A 22,817-nucleotide genomic window follows, 5' to 3' on the forward strand; every position below is an offset into this window, starting at 1 on the left:
GGCCGTCAAAATCTTCATTCGCCACATCCGCTCCCAGCTTCTACCCTTGAGTGCATAGCCCTCAGGACTACAAGCTCTCATGTACAAAGACCTGAAATTCCCCATCCTTATCGTGCACCGCGACATCAAGGCCGACACCGTTGCCGGTGATCGGGTCAGGGGGATTGCCCAGGAGTTGGAACAAGAGGGTTTCAGTATTTTCTCCGCCGTGGACTACGCCGAAGGTCGGTTGGTGGCGTCTACCCATCATGGCCTGGCGTGCATGCTGATCGCCGCCGAAGGTGCCGGTGAAAACACCCATCTGCTGCAAAACATGGTGGAACTGATCCGTCTGGCCAGGCTGCGTGCGCCGAACTTGCCGATCTTCGCCTTGGGTGAGCAGGTCACTCTGGAGAACGCTCCGGCCGATGCCATGAGCGAACTCAACCAATTGCGCGGCATTCTCTATCTGTTCGAAGACACCGTGCCGTTCCTGGCCCGGCAAGTGGCCCGTGCGGCGCGCACCTACCTGGATGGGTTGTTGCCGCCGTTCTTCAAGGCGCTGGTGCAGCACACCGCCGACTCCAATTATTCCTGGCACACCCCCGGCCATGGCGGCGGCGTGGCCTATCGCAAAAGCCCGGTGGGGCAGGCGTTCCATCAATTTTTCGGGGAAAACACCCTGCGCTCGGACTTGTCGGTCTCGGTGCCCGAACTCGGGTCGTTACTGGACCACACCGGCCCTCTGGCCGAAGCCGAAGCCCGTGCCGCGCGCAATTTCGGCGCCGACCATACCTTTTTCGTGATCAACGGCACCTCCACCGCCAACAAGATCGTCTGGCATTCCATGGTCGGTCGCGATGATCTGGTGCTGGTGGATCGCAATTGCCATAAGTCGGTACTGCATTCGATCATCATGACCGGCGCCATTCCCCTGTACCTGTGCCCGGAGCGCAATGAGCTGGGGATCATCGGCCCCATCCCGCTCAGCGAGTTCAGCCCCGAGTCGATCCGCGCCAAGATCGATGCCAGCCCCTTGACCCGAGGTCGGCCACCCAAGGTGAAGTTGGCGGTGGTGACCAATTCCACTTACGACGGCCTGTGTTACAACGCCGAACTGATCAAGCAGCAACTGGGCAGCAGCGTCGAGGTGCTGCATTTCGATGAAGCCTGGTACGCCTATGCGGCGTTTCACGAGTTCTTCGCCGGACGTTACGGCATGGGTACCTCGCGCACCGTAGACAGCCCGCTGGTGTTCACCACCCATTCCACCCACAAGTTGCTGGCGGCCTTCAGCCAGGCGTCGATGATCCATGTACAGGACGGCGGTGCGCGCCAGTTGGACCGCGATCGATTCAACGAAGCGTTCATGATGCATATCTCCACCTCGCCGCAATACAGCATCATCGCCTCGCTGGATGTCGCCTCGGCCATGATGGAAGGCCCGGCCGGCCGCTCGCTGTTGCAGGAAATGTTCGATGAGGCCCTGAGTTTCCGCCGGGCCCTGGCCAATCTGCGTCAGCATCTGCCGGCCGAGGATTGGTGGTTTTCCATCTGGCAACCGCCCTCGGTGGCCGGCATCGACCGTGTTGCCACGGCGGATTGGCTGTTGCATCCCGAAGATGACTGGCATGGCTTCGGCGACGTGGCCGAAGACTACGTATTGCTCGATCCGATCAAAGTCACCCTGGTTATGCCCGGTCTCACGGCCGGCGGTGCGTTGAGCGATTGCGGGATTCCCGCCGCAGTGGTCAGCAAGTTCCTCTGGGAGCGTGGGCTGGTAGTGGAAAAGACTGGGCTGTATTCCTTCCTCGTGCTGTTTTCCATGGGCATCACCAAAGGCAAATGGAGTACCTTGCTCACCGAGTTGCTGGAGTTCAAACGCAACTACGACGCCAATGTCAGCCTGGCCAGTTGCCTGCCTTCGGTATTTGCCCAGGGGCCGGTGCGTTATCAGGGGCTGGGGTTGCGCGACCTCTGCAACCAATTGCACAGTTGCTACCGCAGCAACGCCACGGCCAAGCATCTCAAGCGCATGTACACGGTGTTGCCAGAGATCGCCATGAAACCAGCCGACGCCTACGACCAGTTGGTCCGGGGCGAAGTCGAGGCCGTTTCCATCGATGCCTTGCCAGGGCGCGTCGCAGCGGTGATGCTGGTGCCGTACCCGCCGGGCATCCCATTGATCATGCCGGGCGAACGCTTTACCGAGTCCACCCGGTCGATCATCGACTACCTGGCATTTGCCCGCACGTTCGATAGCAGTTTCCCTGGGTTTGTCGCGGATGTTCACGGGTTACAACACGAAGACGGCGGCAGTGGTCGTTGTTACACCGTCGATTGCATCAAAGGTTAAGGATGTCTATGCAAGCTGTAACGAACCCGAAGTATCCAGGGCTCAGTGTGCGGGTCGCCGATGCAGGCTTTGACGCTTATGTCTGGGGCAATGATTTCAGCTTCGAAGTCAGTGGCTATGGCGTGCCGCAGATGGGTAAGCGGGTCGATCAATGGCCGGTGGAGCGCATCCTGCCGTACCGCAAGTGCTATGGCATCGACCCGGAGGAGTTCGCCAGTTTCCGCGACGCCCCCGACAGCGCCATCTTTATGGCCTACCTGGATGACGAGCCGGTGGGGCACATCGTCGTCAGCACCAATTGGAACGGCTTTGCCCATGTCGACGAGCTGGCGGTGGCGCTGCAAGCACGCCGGCACGGGGTGGCCAAGGCGCTACTGGATGTGGCGCAGTTCTGGAGCCGCAAGAAAAGCCTGCCGGGCATGGTGCTGGAAACCCAGAACAACAACCTCGGCGCGTGCCGCCTGTATGAGCGCTGCGGCTATGTGATGGGCGGGATCGACCACCTGCGCTATCGCGGCATCGACCCGCAGACCCGCGAAGTGGCGATTTTCTGGTATCGGCTGTTCAAAAGCGAAGTCGATAAGGCTTAGTCAGCCCAGCAGGGCTTGCGCCTTGTGCGTGACGATCTCCAACAAAGCATTCAAGGCCGGGGAGGGCGTGGCGTCCTTGAGCGTCAACGCATACAGACTGACCATGATCGGCGGCGACACCGGGCACGCGTCCAACCCGGCCTCCCGGGCGCCGTATGCGGTGAAGGGGTCGACGATCGCCAAGCCTTCACCCGCCTCTACCATGCTGCGCATCATCTGATAGGTCTGGACCCGCGTCTGCACCACCGGCAACGGGCGCAGGGCTTGCAGCTTGGCGTCCAGCAGCCGACTGAGCGGGTCTTGTCCTTCAAGGCCAATCATTGACTGGCCGGCCAGTTCCTGCAGTGCGATGTACTTCTGCTTGGGCTTGAGCCAGCCATGGGGCGCGAGCAGTTGCAGCTTGCCTTGGGCCAGCACACTGCATTGGATCTGCGGGTGCTCGGGGTCGTGCAGGCTCAGGCCGACTTCGGCCTCGCGCAGCAACAGGCTTTTGACGATCTCCCGCGTCGGCTGGCTGGACAGATTGCACGGCGTGTCCTGAAAGCGCCGGCGCAATGCGGCAATGCTTTGCGGCAGTAGTTGATTGGCCAGGGGCGGAGTGCACAGGGCGCGCAGGGTGGGTGCGTGATGGAGTTTGAGGCGGCTGGCCAGGCGTTGCACCGGCTCCAGGGCTTCGTAGAGCAAGGCGATGTCGGCTTGCAACTCCAGGGTTTCGCGGGTGGCCTGCAAGCGCCCGCGCACGCTGGCAAACAACATGAAGCCCAGTTGATGCTCGGCATCCTTGAGCGTTGCGTCCACATCGCCCACGGGGAGTTGCAACCACTCGGCGGCCGTGCCGAGGTGTCCGGTCTGCAAAATGGCCTGAATCACTTCGATATGACGTAAACGCATCGCCGGAGTCTATGTGCAGCGCCGTGGGGTTTCAATGGCGCGGGCCTCGATGCGCAAAAAAGACTGCGCGGGTCGCTCACACCTATGGCGTTCGGCCATGGCCCCACTAGAATGGCGCGTCCGAACATCGATGACCAAAGCCGCCAACGGCACTTACAACAAAAACAGGTCGGGTCTCACATGCCAATCCCCTCGCGCTTTTTCGGGGTAACGGCCAAGCAACTCCTGGTGCTTCTGACCGTGGGGTGCGCGGCTGCTTATCTCTTGAGTAATCACGACGAACCCTTGCCGGAGAGTCTGGCGCTGGAAACCTTTATCCGTTCCCAGGAGCAGGTGAGCGAGCAGGTGGGGGCGGTGCTGGGCATTGCCCTGGTGCGTCAGGTACAGGCATATCCGGCCTATGGCGCGCCGGGTTATACGCGTTCACTGTATGCGGTCGAAGGGGAGCGAGGGCAATTGATGGTCACGCTCAAACAGGTCGAGGGTGAAGCTGATGCCGAAGTGACGGAGATCCGCCGACCGTGATCGCCCAGCCCAGTCAATGCCATCATTGGCCAGGACTGAGCAGGCAGAAACGGCGAGATCTTATGAAGCGAGGGTGGTTTGCGATTCGCGGACCAGAATCGTCCCCGATTGAATCAGTTTGAATTCGTCGCCTTCCAGTTTTTCTACACGATCGCCAATGGCCAGCTTGTAGGTGGTGGTAGGCGCCGAGCCAGCCAGGTCGCCTTGGGCCGGGTTGGATTCCTGGAACTCATGCACCGAATACACGCGTCCTTCTGCGTCTCTGGCATGGAACTGTCCGACAAGTACTGCTGCCATCTGTTTAGAACCTCTGGAGATAAACACTCGATTTACGGTTGTGTAGACCGTCAGGGAGCGGGGTAGTTTACCTATAAGAAAAAAATACTATTCGTAGGCTTTCTCAGAAGCTTCCTACGCTGTGTGGCGTCATACAAACCTATAAAAACACTGCAAAACCTGCTGGTGAACGCGCGGCGAAGACTCTATAACTACAAGCTCCTTTAGTCAGACGTCGGGAAATCTCAATGAGCAAGGTCTACACGATTGCCGTCCTGGTTGGCAGCTTGAGAAAAGACTCCATCAACCGCAAAGTCGCGTTGGCGTTGGCCGAACTGGCTCCTGCCAATCTGAAGTTGAACATCGTGGAAATCGGCGATCTGCCGCTCTACAACGAGGACATCGATGGTGCTTCACCGCCGGCAGCCTACAGCACTTTCCGCCAGCAGGTGAGTTCATCCGACGCGGTGCTGTTCGTGACCCCCGAATACAACCGCTCGGTGCCGGCACCGTTGAAGAACGCGATTGACGTAGGTTCGCGCCCTTACGGTAAAAGCGCCTGGAGCGGCAAGCCAGGGGCGATTATCAGTGTGTCGCCAGGGGCGATTGGCGGGTTTGGCGCCAACCACCATTTGCGCCAGTCGTTGGTGTTCCTGGATGTGTGGTGCATGCAGCAGCCGGAAGCCTACCTGGGCGGCGCGGGCAGCGTGTTTGACGACAGCGGCAAGGTGTCGGAAAAGACCAAGCCATTCTTGCAGGCGTTTATCGATGCCTACGGCCAGTGGGTAGAAAAACAGCGGGGCTGAATTACGCGCCTGAGGGGTGTGCGGGATTGCTCCCACACGCCCCTACAGATACGGCTTATCGCAACCAGTTGGTGCGCGCCAACTCGATCACCTCATCGCCACGCCCGCTCATCACCGCCTTGAGCATGTACAGGCTGAACCCTTTGGCCTGTTCCAGCTTGATGCTGGGCGGCATCACCAGTTCCTGGGTCGCGGTGACCACATCCACCAGCACCGGGCCATCATGGGCCAGGGCACGGCGCAACGCCGGCTCCAGGTCTTCGGATTGCTCCACGCGAATACCGAGAATGCCCATGGCGTTGGACATGGCGGCAAAATCCGGGTTTTTGAGATCGGTGCCGGCCTCCAGGTAACCGGCGGCCTTCATCTCCATGGCGACAAACCCCAGCGACGCGTTATCGAACACGATGACTTTGACCGGCAGCTTCAATTGCGCCAGTGAAATGAAATCCCCCATCAACATGGCAAAGCCACCGTCGCCGGACATCGAGATCACTTGGCGTCCAGGGAACGCCGCCTGTGCGCCGATGGCCTGGGGCATGGCATTGGCCATTGAGCCGTGGTTGAACGAGCCGATCAGGCGGCGCTTGCCGTTCATCTTCAGGTAACGCGCGGCCCACACGGTGGGCGAACCGACGTCAGCGGTGAAGATGGCATCGTCGTCCGCCAGTTCGCTGAGCAGGCGTGCGACGTATTGCGGGTGAATCGGCCGATTGGCTTTGGACGGCTGCGCCAGATCGTCCAGACCCTGGCGGGCTTTTGCATAGTGCTTCAACGACGTGTCGAGAAAGCTGCGGTCGGTTTTGCGGGTCAGGTGCGGCAGCAGGGCGTCCAGGGTCTCGCTGACGTCGGCGGCGATACCCAAATCCAGGGTGGCGCGTCGGCCGAGGGCCTGGGGGGCGCGGTCGATCTGGATGATCGTAGCGTCAGTGGGGTAGAACTGGCGATAGGGGAAGTCGGTGCCGAGCATGATCAGCGTGTCGCAGTCGAGCATGGCGTGGTAGCCGGAGCTGAAGCCGATCAGGCCGGTCATGCCCACGTCGAACGGGTTGTCCCACTCCACATGCTCCTTGCCGCGCAACGCATGCACCACCGGCGCACCGAGGGTGTCGGCCAGGGCGACGACTTGGTCGTGGGCGCCGGCGCAGCCGCTGCCGCACAGCAGGGTGACTTTCTGGCTGCTTTGCAGGATCTCGACCAGACGTTGCAGGTCCTGCTCCGCCGGTAAGGTGCGCGGCGCGTGCAGGGCCGGCCAGGGTTTGAGCTTGTCCTCGACTTCCAGCAGCGATACATCCCCCGGAATCACCACCACCGCCACGCCGCGATTGAGAATCGCCGAACGCATGGCGCGGTGCAGCACCTGGGGCATCTGCTCAGGGTTGCTGACCAGCTCGATAAAGTGGCTGCATTCCTTGAACAGCTCTTGGGGATGGGTTTCCTGGAAGTAATTCAGGCCGATCTCGGACGATGGGATCTGCGCGGCAATCGCCAGCACCGGTACGTGGTTGCGATGGCAGTCGAACAGACCGTTGATCAAATGCAGGTTGCCCGGCCCGCAACTGCCGGCGCATACGGTCAGCTCCCCGGTGGCGGCCGCTTCGGCGCCCGCAGCGAACGCGGCCACTTCTTCGTGACGCACGTGCATCCACTCAATGCTGTCCATGCTACGCAAGGCGTCGGTCAGCCCATTGAGGCTGTCACCGGTCAAACCCCAGATGCGCTTGATGCCCGCCTGTTCCAGGGTGGTCGCCAATTGCTGGGCCAGGTTGATTTTCACCATGAAGAACTCCAATCGTCAGTGAGGTTAAAAGCTGCTGATCAATAGGGGACAGTTCGATCACGGCGAATGCTCCGCCTTTAATGTGAAGATTGCGTCATGCTTGCGCGGTACTGCCGAGTGCGCCGAGCGATAAACCACTGATCGCGCACCAGCGCCATGCACGGCGCAACCTTGGGCCTGGGCAGGCGACCGCGGCTCAGGCGGCGCATCTGGTCGCGTACCACGGCCAGGGTGGCGAGGGCGGCAAGCGGCTTGCGCTGCCACTGGATCGGTTTGAGTTGCGGGTTGGGGTCGCGGCCCTCGCGCCAGTGCTTGAGCAACTGCGGCTCCAGGGTCAGCGCGGTGGCGATGCCCGCCATGGCGATGCCGCTGTCGAGCACTTGCCGCACGATGGGCAGGCGACGAATGCCGCCGGTCACCATCAACGGCATGGTGGCGATGCTGGCCAGTTCCTTGGCAAATTCCAGGAAGTACGCTTCGCGCGCCAGGGTACGCCCATCCCGCGCTTCGCCCTGCATGGCCGGCGCTTCATAGCTGCCGCCGGATAATTCGAGCAAGTCGATGGGCAAGGGGTTGAGCATCTCCACCACGCCCCGCGCATCCGCCGCATCGAAGCCGCCGCGCTGGAAGTCCGCCGAGTTGAGCTTGACTGCCACGCAGAACGACGGGCTGACACTGGCGCGCACGGCGTGGATCACTTCCAGCAGCAGGCGTGCGCGGTTTTCCAGGGAGCCACCCCAGCGGTCGGTGCGGTGGTTGCTCAGTGGCGAGAGAAATTGGCTGATCAGGTAACCGTGTGCGCCGTGGATCTGCACGCCGCTGAACCCGGCTTTCTCAGCCAGGCGCGCGCTGGTGGCGAAGCGCTGGATCACATTCTGGATATCCTCCTCGGTCATGGCCCGAGGGGTGGCGAACATCTTCGAGAAACTACCCAAGTCCATCGCGATGGCCGACGGCGCCAGGGCCTGCTGGCCGAGGTTGGCCATGGTCTGGCGCCCCGGGTGGCTGAGTTGAACCCAGAAATGCACGCCCTTGGCCCGTGCCACATCGGCCCACTCGCGGAAGCTGTCCAGGTGTTCTTCGTTTTCCAGCGCGACGCCGCCAGGGCCGGTCATGGCGCGGCGATCAATCATCACGTTGCCGGTCAGCAACAGGCCCGGCTCGCCGTCCGCCCAGGCTTTGTACAGTTGCTTGAGTGCACGGGAGGGGGCTTGGTTGAGATCGGCCATGTTTTCTTCCATCGCGGCTTTGGCGATGCGGTTGGCGATGATTTGGCCGTTGGGCAGGTGTAAGGGTTCAAACGGTGACATGGGTTGACTCCTGAGCGGGGGAGGCCTCAGGCTAAGCTTAAAGTTAACTTTAATGTCAAGCAGGCATCGCAATGAATATCGGAGAACTGGCAAAACAGAGTGGATTAGCCGCGTCGCGCATTCGTTTTTACGAAGCCGAAGGGCTGATCAGCCAGGTCGGGCGTCAGGCCAACGGCTATCGGCGCTATGCACCGGAAGCCTTACAGACCTTGCAGTTGATTCAGAGCGCGCAACAGGCCGGGTTTACCTTGCAGGAGCTCAAGGCGCTGATGCCGGCGCCGGGGGAACACAAGCGCGAAGAGTTGATCGAGGCGCTGGAACGCAAGGTGCAACAGATCGAAGAGATGCAGGCCCATTTGGCCCACAGCAAGACGCAGTTGTTGGGGGTGATCGAAGCGGTACGGGCGCAGCCGGAAGGCGTGCCGTGTTCGATGGGGCAGAAGCAGGTGCTGGCGTCGATCAACCTCAACCGATAAAAAAGCCCTGGCATGCCAGGGCTTTTTCATATGCGCCAACTCAGCGCCGACGGAACAGCGGCAGCGGCTCGTCAGTGGCGGCCTGGTAGGTCACCGAGAAGTCCTTGAGGCTTTCCAGCGCTTCGTACGGGTCTTTGTCGGCGCGCAAGGCGAAGGCATCGAAGCCGCAACGGTGCAGGTAGAACAGCTGATCGCGCAGTACATCGCCAATCGCTCGCAGTTCGCCCTTGTAACCGTAGCGGTCACGCAGCAGGCGGGCGTTGGAGTAGTTGCGGCCATCGGTGAAGGCCGGGAAATTCAGGGCGATGACCTGGAAGTGTTGCACGTCGGCGCCGATCTCTTCGGCTTCTTCATCGGCGTCCAGCCACACGCCCAGGCCGCCGTCGCGAGCCTTGAGGGCGTGGCCGTGTTCGCGCCACAGCGCCAACGGCACGATCAGGTCGTCGCAGTTGGGAATGCCGTCGAAGCTCGCGTCCTTGGGCAGCAGGTGCCAGGTTTCGTCGACGACTTCGTTGTTCTTAATGATTCGCTGCATAGACGCGCTCCTTGAACAGGTCGATGCCGATGCGCTGATAGGTGTCGATGAAACGCTCATCTTCGGTGCGCTGTTCGATGTATACGTCGATCAGTTTGCCGATCACCTCAGGCATGGCTTCCTGGGCGAAGGACGGGCCAAGGATCTTGCCCAGGCTCGCATCGCGGCTGGCGCTGCCACCCAGGGACACTTGGTAGAATTCTTCGCCTTTCTTGTCCACGCCCAGGATGCCGATATGGCCGACATGGTGGTGACCACAGGCGTTCATGCACCCGGAGATGTTCAGGTCCAGCTCACCGATGTCGAACAGGTAGTCCAGGTCGTCGAAACGGCGCTGGATCGATTCGGCGATCGGAATTGACTTGGCGTTGGCCAGGGAGCAGAAATCCCCGCCCGGGCAGCAGATGATGTCGGTCAGCAGGCCGATGTTCGGCGTGGCGAAACCGCTCTCGCGCAGCTCGCCCCACAGGGTGAACAATTGGCTCTGCTCAACGTCCGCCAGGATGATGTTCTGCTCGTGGGAGGTGCGCAGCTGGCCGAAGCTGTAGCGCTCGGCCAGGTCGGCAACGGCGTCCAGCTGTTTGTCGGTGATGTCGCCTGGGGCCACGCCGGTCGGCTTGAGCGACAGGGTCACGGCCACATAGCCTGGCTTCTTGTGCGCCAGGGTGTTGCGGGTACGCCAGCGGGCGAAGCCAGGATGCTGCTGGTCGAGGGCGGCGAGTTCGGCGTCCTGATTGCTCAGGGCCTTGTACTCGGGGTCGACGAAATGTTTGGCGACGCGGTGCACTTCGGCGTCGGTCAGGGTGGTCTGGCCGCCGCGCAAGTGTTCCATCTCGGCGTCGACCTTCTGGGCGAACACCTCAGGGGTCAGCGCCTTGACCAGGATCTTGATCCGGGCCTTGTACTTGTTGTCGCGACGGCCGTAGCGGTTGTAGACGCGCAGGATGGCGTCCAGGTAGCTCAACAGGTCCCGCCAAGGCAGGAACTCGTTGATAAACGCGCCGACGACCGGGGTACGGCCCAGGCCGCCACCCACCAGAACGCGGAAACCCAGTTCGCCAGCGGCGTTGTACACCGGCTCCAGGCCGATATCGTGAACTTCGATGGCGGCACGGTCCGAGGTCGAGCCATTGACGGCGATCTTGAACTTGCGCGGCAGGTAGGCGAATTCGGGGTGGAAGGTGGTCCACTGGCGAATGATTTCACACCAGGGGCGCGGGTCGATCAGCTCATCGGCGGCTACCCCGGCGAACTGGTCAGTGGTGACGTTGCGCAGGCAGTTACCGCTGGTCTGAATCGCGTGCATCTGCACGGTGGCCAGTTCCGCCAGGATGTCCGGCACATCTTCCAGGGCCGGCCAGTTGAACTGAACGTTCTGGCGGGTACTGATGTGGGCATAGCCTTTGTCGTAGTCGCGGGCAATCTTGGCCATCATGCGGGTCTGGCGCGAGGTCAGTTGGCCGTAAGGCACGGCCACGCGGAGCATCGGCGCAAAGCGCTGAACATAAAGGCCATTTTGCAGGCGCAGAGGGCGGAACTCTTCTTCGCTCAGTTCACCTGCCAGATAGCGTCGGGTCTGATCACGGAACTGCTTGACGCGGTCCTCGATGATGCGCTGATCGTATTCGTCGTATACGTACATATAGGTCCTGTTCTCGGCAAATCTGCGCGCACGGCCGCGCACTCCCAACGGAGCCGGCGCACGATACCAGTTTGCGTTTATGCGCAAAAGTGATGTTTGAGTATATGCACATAACCAAAATGACTAATGAGACGGGTTATCACGATATCCACATTTGTCATACGGGCAATCATCGACTTTACTGTCGTCGAGTCTTAGTGCAATCACCTATAAAACCGACAAGAGGCGATGCGATGAGCAATCCTACAAAAGCCCGTAAACCCGACAGCACCGTGGATGCCTGGGCCATTCTATTCCTGATCATCCTGGTGGTGGGCACTGCGGTGTTCTGGGTCAGCCACCAATAAACCCTGTTGATTGAGCCTCGATTGTCGGTCGCATCGCCTTTATCCTAAGCGGCTTATTTTCAAGGCTCAAATCACCATGTTGAAGGTTTTGCTGGCGTGTGCGTGCTTGCTGGGTTCGACGTATGCGGCGATGGCTCAAGCCACGTCCGTGGTGTTCCTCAACCCTGGCAAGTCTACGGAAACCTTCTGGGTCGATTACGCGCAATTCATGCAGGCCGCCGCCAAGGATCTGGGCCTGGAGTTGCGCGTGCGTTATGCCGAGCGCGAAACTCATAACACCCTTGTGCAGGCCCGCGAGGCACTGCAAGGCGACAAGCGCCCGGATTATCTAGTGCTGGTCAACGAGCAGTATGTCGCCCCGCAGATCCTGCGTATGGCCCAGGGCAGTGGGGTCAAGCTGCTGCTGGTGAATAACGCGCTGACTGCCAGTCAAGCACAATGGCTGGAGGCTCAGACCGATGTCGATGAGATCGGCACCCTGGTGGCCGAAGACGATACGGCCGGCTACTTGATGCTCAACGACTTGCTGCGCCAGCACGGTCCCGTGGCGCCGGGTCATACCCTCGATCTGCTGGCCTTCTCCGGCGCCCAGCACACCCCGGCCGCACAGTTGCGCGAGCAAGGCTTGCACCGTGCGCTGGCCGAGCATCCCGAAGTACGTCTGCGTCAGTTGGTCTACGGCGAGTGGAGCCGCGAACGCGCCTTTGAGCAAGCTACGCAGTTGTTCAAGCGTTATCCGCGCACGGCCTTGGTGTGGTCGGCTAACGACGAGATGGCTTTGGGCGCCATGCGCGCCCTTCAGAACAGCGGACGAACACCAGGCAAGGATGTGCTGTTCAGCGCTGTCAATAGCTCACCGCAAATCCTTCGGGCGCGCCTGGACGGGCGACTGAGCACGCTGGTGGCCGGGCATTTCACCCTGGGTGGATGGGCGATGGTGCTGATCCATGACGATGCCAACGGCATCGACATACGCGCCCACGGCGGGCTTGAGCGCCAGAAAGCGCTGTTCCAGTTGATCGACGCGCAGCAGGCGCAACGCTTGCTGCGGCCTGTGCCTGCGGTGGATTTTCGTGCGCTGTCCGCCCAGGGCAAACCGGCGTCCTACCGTTACCCGTTCAGCCTGCAATGGCTGCTGCGTTAAACACCGGCCAGGTGCAGCACCAGCTTGACGATACCGAACAGGGTCAACGCAAATACCACCGTGAACAGGATGCCCAGGACCACAAAGTGGCTGGGCTTGCCGTGGGTGAAGTCACGGGCGCGGTTCTTGCCGCTTTGTACGCCAAAAGCGGCGGCCACCACGCTGTGCAGCATTTGCCAGAAGGTCGGCGGTTTGTGCTCGTCCATAGGTCCCTCGACACTCAGTGTGTGAGGGACAGCATAGACAATCGGCCAAATTTGAAAGCACGCCAGGTTAGCTGTCGTAGCCCAGGTTCGGCGCCAGCCAGCGTTCGGTCACGGTCAGATCCTGGCCCTTGCGTGCGGTGTAGCTGGCGACTTGGTCTTTATCGATCTTGCCCACGGCAAAGTACTGGGCCTGGGGGTGGGCGAAATACCAGCCGCTGACGGCCGCTGCCGGGAACATCGCATAGTGCTCGGTAAGGAACACACCGCTGCGCCCGGCGTGCATTTCGCGGGCTTCGGGGTCCAACAGTTGGAACAGTTGGGCTTTCTCGGTGTGGTCCGGGCACGCAGGGTAGCCGGGGGCAGGGCGGATGCCACTGTACTGCTCTTTGATCAGCGCCTCGTTGTCCAGTTGTTCATCCTTGGCGTAACCCCAATGCTCCTTGCGCACCTGCTGGTGCAGCCACTCCGCACAGGCTTCGGCCAAGCGGTCGGCGAGGGCTTTGACCATGATCGAGTTGTAGTCGTCGCCTGCGTCCTGGTACGCCTTGGCCACTTCTTCGGCGCCGATGCCAGCGGTAGTAATAAAGCCACCGATGTAGTCGGTCACGCCGCTGCTCTTGGGGGCGACGAAATCGGCCAGGGAGAAGTTCGGCTTGCCGTCGGTCTTGATGATCTGTTGGCGCAAGTGATGCAGCTTAGCGAGGGGCTGGCCATCGCCGCCGTAGACCTCCAGGTCATCCTCGTCGACCTGGTTGGCCGGCCAGAAACCGAACACCGCACGGGCGCTGATGAGTTTTTCGTTGATCAACTTATCGAGCATGGCCTGGGCATCGGCGTACAGCGCGGTCGCCGCTTCGCCCACCACTTCATCGGTGAGGATGCGCGGGAATTTGCCCGCCAGGTCCCAGGAAATAAAGAACGGCGTCCAGTCGATGTATTCGGCCAGCACCCTCAGGTCGATATTGTCCAGGACCTTGGCGCCGGTGAAGGTCGGCGTCACCGGGGTGTAGTTGGTCCAGTCGAACTGCGGCTTCTTGGCGATGGCCGCCGCGTAGCTCAGGCGCTCGGTGCGCGCACTGCGGTTGGAGGTGCGTTCGCGCACTTCGATGTAGTCCTGGCGGGTCTTCTCGACAAAACCGGCCTTCAATTCTTTGGACAGCAGTTGCGTGGCTACGCCCACGGCGCGCGAGGCGTCAGTCACATAGATCACTGCATCGTTGCTGTACTTGGGTTCGATCTTCACCGCCGTGTGTGCCTTGGAGGTGGTGGCGCCGCCGATCATCAGCGGCAGGTGGAAGTCCTGGCGCTGCATCTCGCGCGCCACATGCACCATCTCGTCCAGGGAGGGCGTGATCAGTCCCGACAGCCCGATGATGTCGCACTTCTGCTCTTTGGCCACCTGCAGGATTTTCTCCGCCGGCACCATCACACCCAGGTCGACGATGTCATAGCCGTTGCAACCCAATACCACACCGACAATGTTCTTGCCGATGTCGTGCACGTCGCCTTTGACGGTGGCCATCAGGATTTTGCCCTTGGCTTCCGGCTTATCGCCTTTTTCCAGCTCGATAAAGGGGATCAAGTGGGCCACGGCCTGTTTCATCACCCGGGCGGATTTCACCACCTGGGGCAGGAACATTTTGCCGGCGCCGAACAGGTCGCCGACGATGTTCATGCCGGACATCAGCGGGCCCTCGATCACTTCGATCGGGCGCGCGAACGACAGCCGCGATTCCTCGGTGTCTTCGACGATATGGGTGGTGATGCCCTTGACCAGCGCATGCTCCAGACGCTTGTTGACGTCCCAGCCGCGCCATTCTTCGGTCTCGGCTTCCTTGACGCTGCCGTCGCCCTTGTATTTGTCGGCAATGGCGAGGAGGGCGTCGGTGCCGTCCGGGGTGCGGTTAAGGACCACGTCTTCCACCGCATCGCGCAGCTCGGCGGGGATCTGGTCGTAGATCTCCAACTGGCCGGCGTTGACGATGCCCATGGTCAAGCCATTGCGGATCGCATGCAGCAGGAACACCGAGTGGATCGCCTCGCGCACCGGGTTGTTGCCGCGGAACGAAAACGACACGTTGGACACACCGCCGGAACTCAGCGCATACGGCAGCTCATCGCGGATGTAGGCGCAGGCGTTGATAAAGTCGACCGCGTAGTTGTTGTGTTCCTCGATACCGGTGGCGACCGCGAAGATGTTCGGGTCGAAGATGATGTCTTCCGGCGGGAAACCCACTTCATTGACCAGAATGTCGTAGGAGCGTTTGCAGATTTCTTTCTTGCGCGCTTCGGTGTCGGCCTGGCCGGCTTCGTCGAACGCCATCACCACCACCGCCGCGCCGTAGCGCTTGCACAGTTTGGCGTGGTGAATGAACTGCTCGACGCCTTCCTTCATGCTGATGGAGTTGACGATGCCCTTGCCCTGGATGCACTTGAGGCCGGCCTCGATCACTTCCCACTTGGAGGAGTCGATCATGATCGGGACGCGGGAAATGTCCGGCTCGCCGGCAATCAGATTGAGGAAGGTCACCATGGCCTTCTTCGAATCGAGCATGCCCTCGTCCATGTTGATGTCGATCACCTGGGCGCCGGCTTCCACCTGCTGCAGGGCGACTTCCAGGGCTTCGGTGTAGTTGTCCTCACGGATCAGTCGGGCGAACTTGGCGGAACCGGTGATGTTGGTGCGTTCGCCGACGTTGACGAACAGCGAGTTGCGATCGATGGTGAACGGCTCCAGCCCCGACAGGCGGCAGGCCTTGGGAATGTCCGGGATCACGCGCGGCGCATAACCGGCCACGGCCTTGGCGATGGCTTCGATATGGCCCGGCGTGGTGCCGCAGCAACCGCCGACGATATTGAGAAAGCCGCTCTGGGCGAATTCTTCGATGACCTTGGCGGTTTGCGCTGGCAACTCGTCGTACTCGCCGAATTCGTTGGGCAGGCCGGCGTTGGGGTGCGCGGACACATGGGTGTTGGCCTTGTTGGACAACTCTTCCAGGTACGGGCGCAGTTCGCTGGCCCCGAGAGCGCAGTTCAGGCCAACGGAAATCGGCTTGGCATGGGCTACCGAGTTCCAGAACGCTTCGGTGGTCTGGCCCGACAGGGTCCGGCCGGAAGCGTCGGTGATGGTGCCGGAGATCATGATCGGCAGCTCAAGGCCCAGTTCCTCGAACACCCCTTGCACGGCGAAGATCGCGGCTTTGGCGTTGAGGGTGTCGAAGATGGTTTCGATCAGGATCAGGTCGGCGCCGCCTTCGATCAAGCCCTTGGTGGCCTCGGTGTAGTTCTCCACCAGTTCATCGAAGGTTACGTTGCGGTAGCCGGGGTTGTTCACGTCGGGCGACAGCGAGCACGTGCGGCTGGTCGGGCCCAGTACACCGGCGACGAAACGCGGCTTGTCCGGGTTCTCGGCGGTCTTGGCATCGGCAATCTTGCGCGCCAGGCGTGCGCCTTCGACGTTCAGCTCATAGGCCAGTTCTTCCATGCCGTAGTCGGCCATGGAAATCCGCGTGGCATTGAAGGTATTGGTTTCGAGGATGTCGGCGCCGGCATCCAGATAAGCCTTTTCGATCCCGCCGATCACGTCGGGGCGGGTGATCACCAGCAAGTCGTTGTTGCCCTTGACGTCGCTGGGCCAGTCGGCGAAACGTTTGCCACGGTAGTCGTGTTCTTCCAGTTTATAGCTCTGGATCATCGTGCCCATGCCGCCGTCGAGGATCAGGATGCGTTCCTTGAGGGCGTGGTGAAGAGCTTGCAGACGAGCGCTACGATCGGACATGGGACTACTCTGGTCAGGCATTACGGAGGGCGTGGATCATAGCAAACCTGTGCGGATTTGGAGCATGCCTGGGTTTTGCATGAATATCGTTCATGTTGCCGGCAGGCATGGCCCGGTAGAATCACCGGCAATTTTTCAGCGTACCCCTTGAATCGGGACCGATCCATGTTACTTCGTTCACTCGTCGGCGCCGCATTGGCCTTGCTCGCCAGCACCGTCCACGCCCAGAGTCCCGTTCCTGCAATCTCCTACACCCGCGATATCCAGCCGATTTTCACCGAGAAGTGCGTGGCCTGCCATGCGTGCTACGACTCCGCCTGCCAGTTGAACCTGGGCAGTGGCGAAGGTGCGGCGCGGGGCGCGAGCAAAGTACCGGTCTACGATGGCGAACGCAGCCAGGCAACCAAGCCGACCCGTCTGTTCTATGACGCCTTCGGCAAGGCCGCCTGGCAGCGCGAAGGGTTCAGTTCGGTGCTGGATGCCCAGGGCAGTCAGGCTGCCTTGATGGCGCGCATGCTGGAGCTGGGACATCGTCGCACGCCCTTGCAGCCCAATGGCAAGCTGCCCGACGACATTGTGCTGGGCCTCAATCGTGAAAACATGTGCCCCTTGCCGGGGGAGTTCGACGCCTATGCCGGCGCCCATCCCAATGAAGGCATGCCGCTGGCGGTCACCGGGCTGACCGACCAGCAATACCAGACACTGCAACGCTGGCTGGCCTCCGGGGCGCCCATCGACGAGCAAGGCGTGGCACCCAGTACCCGCGAAGCGGCGCAGGTGCTGCAATGGGAAAACCTGCTCAACGCCCCCGGCGCCCGCGAAAGCCTGGTGGCGCGCTGGCTGTTCGAGCACCTGTTTATCGCCCATCTGTACTTCGAGGGCGGTGAGCCGGGGCATTTCTTTCAGTGGGTGCGCTCGCGCACGCCCAGCGGCCAACCGATTGACCTGATCAACACCCGTCGCCCCAACGACGACCCGGGCACGCGGATTTACTACCGTTTGTGGCCGATCCAGGGCGTGATCGTGCATAAAACCCACATCACCTATCCGCTCAGTGCGCAGAAAATGGCGCGGATCAAAGCCTTGTTCTATGGCAGCGACTGGCAGGTCAGCGCGTTACCGGGCTACGGCCCAGGGCGGCGTGCCAACCCGTTCGAGACCTTTGAGGCGATCCCGGCCCAGGCGCGCTATCAGTTCATGCTGGATAACGCCGAATACTTCGTGCGTACCTTTATTCGCGGGCCGGTGTGCCGTGGGCAGATCGCCACGGACGTGATCCGCGATAACTTCTGGGCTTTGTTCCAGGCCCCGGACCATGACCTGTACATCACCGATGCGCGCTATCGCGGCCAAGCCACACCGTTGCTGGCGATGCCGGGGCAGAACGATGACGTGGGCAGCGTGCTTAGCCTGTGGCTCAAATACCGCGACAAACGCAACCAGTACGAAGCCCTGCGCCGCGACAGCTACGCAGACCTGCCGGCGCCCAGTTGGTCGACCCTGTGGGCCGGCAATGACAATGCGCTGTTGAGCATCTTCCGGCACTTCGACAGTGCGTCGGTCAATAAGGGCCTGATCGGCGAGGTGCCGCAGACGATGTGGCTGTTCGATTACCCGTTGCTGGAGCGCACCTATTACCAGTTGGTGGTCAATTTCGATGTGTTCGGCAATGTCTCGCACCAGGCCCAGACTCGCCTGTATTTCGACCTGATCCGCAATGGCGCCGAGCAGAACTTCCTGCGCTTGATGCCGGCGGACTCTCGCGAGGACTACCTCGACGACTGGTACCAGAACAGCGGCAAGCTCAAGCTGTGGCTGGACTACGAAGCCATCGACGACGATAAGCCCACTGGCCTGCACTTGGATAAGAAGGACCCGAAACGCGATTTCGCCCAGCAGTTGCTTGCCCGCTACGGCGACTTGAACGTCAGCCCCGACCCGATCAACCGTTGTACCGGTGCGTACTGCTCGCGTGAGGGCATCGATCCGGCGCTGCAGGACGTCGACCAGGCCCTCAGCCGCCTTGCGTCGCGCCCGGCGGCTGGGCTCAAAGTGATCAATCAATTGCCCGAAGCCACGATGCTGCGCGTGGAAACCCCGAGCGGCAAACGTGAGGTCTATAGCCTGTTGCGCAACCGTGCCCACAGTAACGTGGCGTTCCTGCTAGGGGAGGCGTACCGCTACCAGCCGGGGTTGGACACGCTGACGGTCTACCCTGGGGTGCTGAGCAGCTACCCGAACTTTATGTTCAATATTCCCGCCGGGGACGTGCCGGAGTTCGTCTCCCGCATGGAGCAGGCCCAGGACGCCGAGAGCTTTGAGAAGATCGTCGATCGCTGGGGCGTGCGTCGCAGCCATCCGCAGTTCTGGGCGTATTTTCACGACCTGTCGCGCTACCTCCACGAGACCACTCCACTGGAAGAGGGCGTGCTGGACATGAATCGTTATCAAAACCTCTGATCTGCGTGACGGGCTTTTCCGACAAAAATACTAGGACTTTGTAACTCTGTAATGATTTGGCGTAAACTGCCGGCAAGCCTGTGAGGAGTTTCCATGACTGCCATAACCATTACCGACGCCGCCCACGATTACCTGGCCGACCTGCTGTCCAAGCAGAACACCCCGGGCATCGGCATCCGCGTCTTTATCACCCAGCCCGGCACCCAATACGCCGAGACGTGCATTGCCTACTGCAAGCCCGGTGAAGAGAAACCTGAAGACACTGCCCTGGGGCTCAAAAGCTTCACCGCGTACATCGATAGCTTCAGCGAAGCGTTTCTCGACGACGCGGTGGTGGACTACGCCACCGACCGTATGGGCGGCCAGTTGACCATCAAGGCGCCGAACGCCAAGGTGCCGAACGTCAACGCCGACAGCCCGGTGAACGAGCGCATCAACTACTACTTGCAAACCGAGATCAACCCAGGACTTGCCAGCCACGGCGGTCAGGTCAGCCTGATCGACGTGGTCGAAGATGGCATCGCTGTGTTGAAGTTCGGCGGCGGCTGCCAAGGCTGCGGCCAGGCCGACGTAACCTTGAAGGAAGGCATCGAGCGCACCTTGCTGGAGCGTATTCCGGAGCTCAAGGGTGTGCGTGACGTGACCGACCATACGCAGAAAGAAAACGCCTACTACTGAGTAAGGCGTTCGCTGCGAACAAAAAACGGCGCCCGTGAGCGCCGTTTTTTTTGGTTTAAATTCAGTTGGTTGAGATATTTATCTCATAAATCAGATTAAGTGATGAAAAGGCTTGCCTAAGATTGTAGTGAGTCAGCGTGGCCTTCAACTACTGGAAGTCCCTATCGGAGGCAAGCCCCCTCCCACATGAAGCAACCTCACAGCGTCCAGTGAACGCGGTCTACTGTGGGAGGGGGCTTGCCCCCGATAGCGCCGGATCAGCAACTAAGCCGCCAACTGATACGCCTCTATAAAAATAAACTAAATCAAAAGCTTATATCTAATTGATAAAGTTATTTATCAAGTTCGATAAAGGTGCACATGCCCCGCCCGATACAACGAGGATTCACTGAAACCGTCACTGGCCAACACCCGACCCACTAAAATCAACGCCGTGCGTCGAAACCCTTTGGCGACGACTTTCCCGGCAATATCCCCCAGCGTCCCTGTCACCCAATCCTGATCCGGCCAGGTTGCGCGATGCACCACGGCGATCGGGCAATCCGCACCGTAGTGTGGGAGCAGTTCGGCGACGATCTTTTCCAGATGGTTGACCCCCAGGTGAATCGCCATGGTGGTGCCATGTCGAGCCAGGCTGGCGAAGTCTTCGCCGGCGGGCATGGGGGTCTTGTCGGCGTAGCGCGTCAGGATCACGCTCTGGGCGATGTCCGGCAGGGTCAGTTCGGTTTCCAGCAAGGCCGCGCAAGCGGCAACGGCAGTCACGCCGGGGATGATCTGGAATGGGATGCCCAGTTCACGCAAGCAGCGAATCTGCTCGCCGATGGCTCCATACAGGCTCGGGTCGCCGGAGTGGACTCGCGCCACATCGAAGCCATTGGCGTGGGCGGTCTGGATCAACTCAATGATCTGTTCCAAGTGCAGCTCAGCGCTGTTGACCACCTGTAAGGCCTGATGGCCCTCCAGCACCGCCGCTGGCACCAGTGACCCCGCGTAGATAATCACCGGGCAACTGCGGATCAACCGCTGGCCTTTGACAGTGATCAATTCCGGGTCGCCGGGGCCGGCGCCGATAAAGTAGACGGTCATGGAGCGTTCCTGTGAAAAAACGGACGAGCATGAAGATTGTTCATGATCGGGGAGGGCGATTATCGGGTTTTTAACCCGTGCAGGCCAATGCCACGGTGGCACGGGCGTTTTTGCGGCGGGTGATCAGCAGTCTGGCAGGGGCTGCGTCGAGCTGTTCGGCCGCTGCCAGCGCGGCGCTTTCGGCAATGCCGTAACAGCCGGTGTGGGCAAAAGCCACGGCAGATTTGTGGCTCAGCCGACCTTCATGTGCCGCCAGGTGCTGGGCGTTAAAGCAGCACAAGGGCAGGGCCAAGGCTGTGGCCAACGCCAGCAGCCCTGGTTCAGCGTGTTTCAGATCGATACTCGCCAGTGCAGTGAGCTGCCGGCGCTCGACGCCTGCTTCGGCCAATGCCTCATCCAGCAACGCCAACAGGCTGTGAACCTCACAACCTCGCTGGCAGCCCAGACCGGCGACGAGGCTCATGCCGCGTAATGACTGTCGCGGTTACGCCGGAACAACCACGCGCTGATCAGGCCCAACGCCAGCCAGAACGCCATGTTGGTCAGCTGCGAAGCGATTTTGAACTGCGCTTCCAGCGCTTCCGGCGCCAGCATCGAATGCACTGCCGGCTGTGGCGCGCCAATCACATGGGGCACTACAAGGATGGCCACGCCCAGGACTTTGAGCAGCGCGTTGCGACCGAACACCAGCAGGGCGATACCGGCCGCGGTGGACGCGGCGGTGCCGATCCACCAGGCCTGACGCAGCGCCAGGTCAGCCGCTGCGGTGCCCGGCAGTTCCGGCGGCAGGCCCAGGGTGGGTGCCAGCACGAAAGTCGCATAACCGGCCAAGCCCCACAGCAGGCCCTGAGCCGTGCGGGTCGGGGCGCGCAGGGTGTAGAGACCGGCCAGCATCAAGGCAAAACCGACGGCCACTACCAGGTTGCCGGCGGTGGTCGACAGCACGCGCTGCCAGCCATCTTCCGGCTCCCAGGCCTCTGCGTCGTGGGTATGCGCGGCGGTGCCGGTGGCGTGTTCATGGGCTGCCGGTGCCTGCTCGAAGGTCTCGGCCTGCAAAATCAGCGGTGCCACCCAGAAGCTTTGCAGCAGGGTCAGCAGCAGGGCGGCCAGCAGGCCGGTGAATCCTGCGGTTTGCGCAATACGCTTAATCATCTCGGCAGGTCTCAGTGGCACGGGAACGCGGCGCTGTGGCGGGTATCGTGGGCGGCGTTATGCACCGCCTCGATGTGCGAAAAGCCGGCGAAATACACCAGGCACGCGCCGAGGATCGACGCACCGATGGCGGCGGTCAGGCGTTGGCTCAGGGTAGTGGTGCCGCTGGTGGCGGGCGAAGTGCTGCTGATGATCGACATGGCGCGTCCCTTTCAGGTGTCTGGGGTGGGGACGTGCGCATAAAAAACCCGCGAGCCGGACCCGCAGGGTTTGAACAGCGCCCGCCCACCGCGGGTTGTTATCTGGTTTTTTCGGGCCGGTCTCCGGGCTTGCGAGGGGGCTCTGCCAAGAACCCTTAAAGCGTCGCCTTCCCATGCTCAAGCACAGTGGCCGTGACGCTTCGCTCGCTTACCGTTGCGGGGGCAGCACCGGACTGACCATCGCAAGATGGCGCACCGGTTTCCCGTTTCACCCTGTGAAGGGCACCCGAAACAAGGTCTGTAGGAAAGCATGCAGAGCAGCGGTAGTCAAATTCACCATCCCCCTGTAGCCTTGCACCTTCGAGGTTCTTCGGCCCAGGTCGAAGCTAAGAAGGGAACGCGGTCCAAGCCGCGGCTGCCCCCGCAACTGTGAAGGGTTCAGTTGACTGCCATGCCACTGCCATCAGGCGGGAAGGCGCAGTCAGCGCCGGTCTTGCGACCCGAACGCCCCAAGCCAGGAGACCTGCCTCGTCACCGATTTTTTAATTCAACCGGGCGGGGTGATCCGGTGACGAATCCGCTGCTGCGCGCCTGCGCAGG

Annotated in this window: 20 protein-coding genes and 2 riboswitches; of the genes, 8 read left to right on the forward strand and 12 right to left on the reverse strand. The window is 61.2% G+C overall.

The window, feature by feature from the left end; translation table 11 throughout:
- Positions 1-79 precede the first annotated feature (79 nt).
- On the forward strand, positions 80-2,335 hold the full coding sequence (locus tag HRH33_RS12085; RefSeq protein ID WP_123479473.1) for an arginine/lysine/ornithine decarboxylase: 2,256 nt from the start codon (positions 80-82) through the stop codon (positions 2,333-2,335).
- Positions 2,336-2,343: 8 nt separating this feature from the next.
- A complete protein-coding gene (locus tag HRH33_RS12090; protein WP_034097033.1) occupies positions 2,344-2,925 on the forward strand; it encodes a GNAT family N-acetyltransferase in 582 nt (193 codons plus the stop codon).
- Here the strand turns inward: HRH33_RS12090 and HRH33_RS12095 are convergent, their stop codons facing one another.
- Complete coding sequence (locus HRH33_RS12095) at positions 2,926-3,816, reverse strand: LysR substrate-binding domain-containing protein (protein WP_047881914.1); 891 nt, start codon at positions 3,814-3,816, stop codon at positions 2,926-2,928.
- A gap of 180 nt (positions 3,817-3,996) precedes the next feature.
- On the opposite strand from HRH33_RS12095, the gene HRH33_RS12100 reads away from it, so the two are divergent.
- Positions 3,997-4,341: a hypothetical protein gene (locus HRH33_RS12100; protein WP_167417514.1), complete on the forward strand. Its 345-nt coding sequence runs from the start codon at positions 3,997-3,999 to the stop codon at positions 4,339-4,341.
- A gap of 60 nt (positions 4,342-4,401) precedes the next feature.
- On the opposite strand, the gene HRH33_RS12105 is transcribed toward HRH33_RS12100, so the two are convergent.
- Positions 4,402-4,638, reverse strand: coding sequence for a hypothetical protein (locus HRH33_RS12105; protein ID WP_016979714.1), 237 nt, complete (start codon positions 4,636-4,638; stop codon positions 4,402-4,404).
- A gap of 227 nt (positions 4,639-4,865) precedes the next feature.
- On the opposite strand from HRH33_RS12105, the gene HRH33_RS12110 reads away from it, so the two are divergent.
- Positions 4,866-5,423 carry an NADPH-dependent FMN reductase gene (locus HRH33_RS12110; protein WP_034097035.1) on the forward strand — a complete coding sequence of 186 codons (558 nt, stop codon included), beginning with the start codon at positions 4,866-4,868 and terminating at the stop codon, positions 5,421-5,423.
- A gap of 55 nt (positions 5,424-5,478) precedes the next feature.
- Here the strand turns inward: HRH33_RS12110 and poxB are convergent, their stop codons facing one another.
- Both poxB and HRH33_RS12120 read right to left on the reverse strand, forming a co-directional pair.
- Positions 5,479-7,203, reverse strand: coding sequence for a ubiquinone-dependent pyruvate dehydrogenase (gene poxB / locus HRH33_RS12115; RefSeq protein WP_167417515.1), 1,725 nt, complete (start codon positions 7,201-7,203; stop codon positions 5,479-5,481).
- Between the two features lie 77 nt (positions 7,204-7,280).
- On the reverse strand, positions 7,281-8,513 hold the full coding sequence (locus HRH33_RS12120) for an NADH:flavin oxidoreductase/NADH oxidase family protein (protein ID WP_167417516.1): 1,233 nt from the start codon (positions 8,511-8,513) through the stop codon (positions 7,281-7,283).
- A 71-nt stretch (positions 8,514-8,584) separates the two neighbouring features.
- Between HRH33_RS12120 and HRH33_RS12125 the strand changes: the two genes are divergently transcribed.
- Entirely contained in the window at positions 8,585-8,989 is a 405-nt protein-coding gene (locus tag HRH33_RS12125; RefSeq protein ID WP_034097038.1) for a MerR family transcriptional regulator, read from the forward strand.
- A 40-nt stretch (positions 8,990-9,029) separates the two neighbouring features.
- Here HRH33_RS12125 and HRH33_RS12130 read toward each other — a convergent pair whose 3' ends face one another.
- Both HRH33_RS12130 and HRH33_RS12135 read right to left on the reverse strand, forming a co-directional pair.
- Positions 9,030-9,524, reverse strand: a complete 495-nt coding sequence (locus tag HRH33_RS12130; protein ID WP_034137912.1) for a DUF934 domain-containing protein — start codon at positions 9,522-9,524, stop codon at positions 9,030-9,032.
- Entirely contained in the window at positions 9,508-11,166 is a 1,659-nt protein-coding gene (locus tag HRH33_RS12135; RefSeq protein WP_034137913.1) for a nitrite/sulfite reductase, read from the reverse strand. The genes HRH33_RS12130 and HRH33_RS12135 overlap by 17 nt, the downstream gene beginning before the upstream one ends.
- Positions 11,167-11,589: 423 nt before the next feature.
- Here HRH33_RS12135 and HRH33_RS12140 point away from each other — a divergent pair, with 423 nt between their 5' ends.
- Positions 11,590-12,657 carry an ABC transporter substrate-binding protein gene (locus tag HRH33_RS12140; RefSeq protein WP_167417517.1) on the forward strand — a complete coding sequence of 356 codons (1,068 nt, stop codon included), beginning with the start codon at positions 11,590-11,592 and terminating at the stop codon, positions 12,655-12,657.
- On the opposite strand, the gene HRH33_RS12145 is transcribed toward HRH33_RS12140, so the two are convergent.
- The gene (locus HRH33_RS12145; protein WP_034097042.1) at positions 12,654-12,863 is read right to left on the reverse strand and encodes a DUF2970 domain-containing protein; all 210 of its coding nucleotides are present in this window, start codon (positions 12,861-12,863) and stop codon (positions 12,654-12,656) included. The two genes, HRH33_RS12140 and HRH33_RS12145, sit on opposite strands and share 4 nt — an antisense overlap.
- A gap of 67 nt (positions 12,864-12,930) precedes the next feature.
- Complete coding sequence (gene metH / locus HRH33_RS12150; protein WP_167417518.1) at positions 12,931-16,641, reverse strand: methionine synthase; 3,711 nt, start codon at positions 16,639-16,641, stop codon at positions 12,931-12,933.
- A gap of 165 nt (positions 16,642-16,806) precedes the next feature.
- Here metH and HRH33_RS12155 point away from each other — a divergent pair, with 165 nt between their 5' ends.
- Both HRH33_RS12155 and nfuA read left to right on the forward strand, forming a co-directional pair.
- The gene (locus HRH33_RS12155; RefSeq protein ID WP_167417519.1) at positions 16,807-19,101 is read left to right on the forward strand and encodes a fatty acid cis/trans isomerase; all 2,295 of its coding nucleotides are present in this window, start codon (positions 16,807-16,809) and stop codon (positions 19,099-19,101) included.
- 93 nt (positions 19,102-19,194) lie between these two features.
- Positions 19,195-19,779 (forward strand): Fe-S biogenesis protein NfuA, encoded by a 585-nt coding sequence (nfuA, locus tag HRH33_RS12160; protein WP_034097045.1) that lies wholly within the window; start codon positions 19,195-19,197, stop codon positions 19,777-19,779.
- A 339-nt stretch (positions 19,780-20,118) separates the two neighbouring features.
- Here the strand turns inward: nfuA and cobM are convergent, their stop codons facing one another.
- The 4 genes from cobM to HRH33_RS12180 form a co-directional block, all read right to left on the reverse strand.
- Positions 20,119-20,865: a precorrin-4 C(11)-methyltransferase gene (cobM, locus tag HRH33_RS12165; protein WP_167417520.1), complete on the reverse strand. Its 747-nt coding sequence runs from the start codon at positions 20,863-20,865 to the stop codon at positions 20,119-20,121.
- A gap of 70 nt (positions 20,866-20,935) precedes the next feature.
- Complete coding sequence (locus tag HRH33_RS12170; RefSeq protein WP_167417521.1) at positions 20,936-21,328, reverse strand: cobalamin biosynthesis protein; 393 nt, start codon at positions 21,326-21,328, stop codon at positions 20,936-20,938.
- The gene (locus HRH33_RS12175) at positions 21,325-22,017 is read right to left on the reverse strand and encodes a CbtA family protein (RefSeq protein WP_167417522.1); all 693 of its coding nucleotides are present in this window, start codon (positions 22,015-22,017) and stop codon (positions 21,325-21,327) included. The genes HRH33_RS12170 and HRH33_RS12175 overlap by 4 nt, the downstream gene beginning before the upstream one ends.
- Positions 22,018-22,028: 11 nt before the next feature.
- Positions 22,029-22,217, reverse strand: coding sequence for a CbtB domain-containing protein (locus tag HRH33_RS12180; RefSeq protein ID WP_034097049.1), 189 nt, complete (start codon positions 22,215-22,217; stop codon positions 22,029-22,031).
- Between the two features lie 97 nt (positions 22,218-22,314).
- Positions 22,315-22,522, reverse strand: a riboswitch (cobalamin riboswitch).
- A gap of 41 nt (positions 22,523-22,563) precedes the next feature.
- Positions 22,564-22,762: riboswitch (cobalamin riboswitch) on the forward strand.
- The last annotated feature ends 55 nt before the right edge of the window (positions 22,763-22,817 follow it).

This window comes from Pseudomonas rhodesiae, assembly GCF_013285305.1.
Taxonomy (GTDB): domain Bacteria; phylum Pseudomonadota; class Gammaproteobacteria; order Pseudomonadales; family Pseudomonadaceae; genus Aquipseudomonas; species Aquipseudomonas rhodesiae.

Coding starts and splice junctions, on each gene's coding strand:
- metH (WP_167417518.1), bottom strand. CDS start 16,641: ATGTCCGATCGTAGCGCTCGTCTGCAAGCTCTTCACCACGCCCTCAAG.
- HRH33_RS12100 (WP_167417514.1), top strand. CDS start 3,997: ATGCCAATCCCCTCGCGCTTTTTCGGGGTAACGGCCAAGCAACTCCTG.
- HRH33_RS12085 (WP_123479473.1), top strand. CDS start 80: ATGTACAAAGACCTGAAATTCCCCATCCTTATCGTGCACCGCGACATC.
- HRH33_RS12125 (WP_034097038.1), top strand. CDS start 8,585: ATGAATATCGGAGAACTGGCAAAACAGAGTGGATTAGCCGCGTCGCGC.
- poxB (WP_167417515.1), bottom strand. CDS start 7,203: ATGGTGAAAATCAACCTGGCCCAGCAATTGGCGACCACCCTGGAACAG.
- HRH33_RS12130 (WP_034137912.1), bottom strand. CDS start 9,524: ATGCAGCGAATCATTAAGAACAACGAAGTCGTCGACGAAACCTGGCAC.
- HRH33_RS12140 (WP_167417517.1), top strand. CDS start 11,590: ATGTTGAAGGTTTTGCTGGCGTGTGCGTGCTTGCTGGGTTCGACGTAT.
- HRH33_RS12180 (WP_034097049.1), bottom strand. CDS start 22,217: ATGTCGATCATCAGCAGCACTTCGCCCGCCACCAGCGGCACCACTACC.
- HRH33_RS12105 (WP_016979714.1), bottom strand. CDS start 4,638: ATGGCAGCAGTACTTGTCGGACAGTTCCATGCCAGAGACGCAGAAGGA.
- HRH33_RS12090 (WP_034097033.1), top strand. CDS start 2,344: ATGCAAGCTGTAACGAACCCGAAGTATCCAGGGCTCAGTGTGCGGGTC.
- HRH33_RS12095 (WP_047881914.1), bottom strand. CDS start 3,816: ATGCGTTTACGTCATATCGAAGTGATTCAGGCCATTTTGCAGACCGGA.
- HRH33_RS12120 (WP_167417516.1), bottom strand. CDS start 8,513: ATGTCACCGTTTGAACCCTTACACCTGCCCAACGGCCAAATCATCGCC.
- nfuA (WP_034097045.1), top strand. CDS start 19,195: ATGACTGCCATAACCATTACCGACGCCGCCCACGATTACCTGGCCGAC.
- HRH33_RS12170 (WP_167417521.1), bottom strand. CDS start 21,328: ATGAGCCTCGTCGCCGGTCTGGGCTGCCAGCGAGGTTGTGAGGTTCAC.
- HRH33_RS12175 (WP_167417522.1), bottom strand. CDS start 22,017: ATGATTAAGCGTATTGCGCAAACCGCAGGATTCACCGGCCTGCTGGCC.
- HRH33_RS12145 (WP_034097042.1), bottom strand. CDS start 12,863: ATGGACGAGCACAAACCGCCGACCTTCTGGCAAATGCTGCACAGCGTG.
- HRH33_RS12155 (WP_167417519.1), top strand. CDS start 16,807: ATGTTACTTCGTTCACTCGTCGGCGCCGCATTGGCCTTGCTCGCCAGC.
- cobM (WP_167417520.1), bottom strand. CDS start 20,865: ATGACCGTCTACTTTATCGGCGCCGGCCCCGGCGACCCGGAATTGATC.
- HRH33_RS12135 (WP_034137913.1), bottom strand. CDS start 11,166: ATGTACGTATACGACGAATACGATCAGCGCATCATCGAGGACCGCGTC.
- HRH33_RS12110 (WP_034097035.1), top strand. CDS start 4,866: ATGAGCAAGGTCTACACGATTGCCGTCCTGGTTGGCAGCTTGAGAAAA.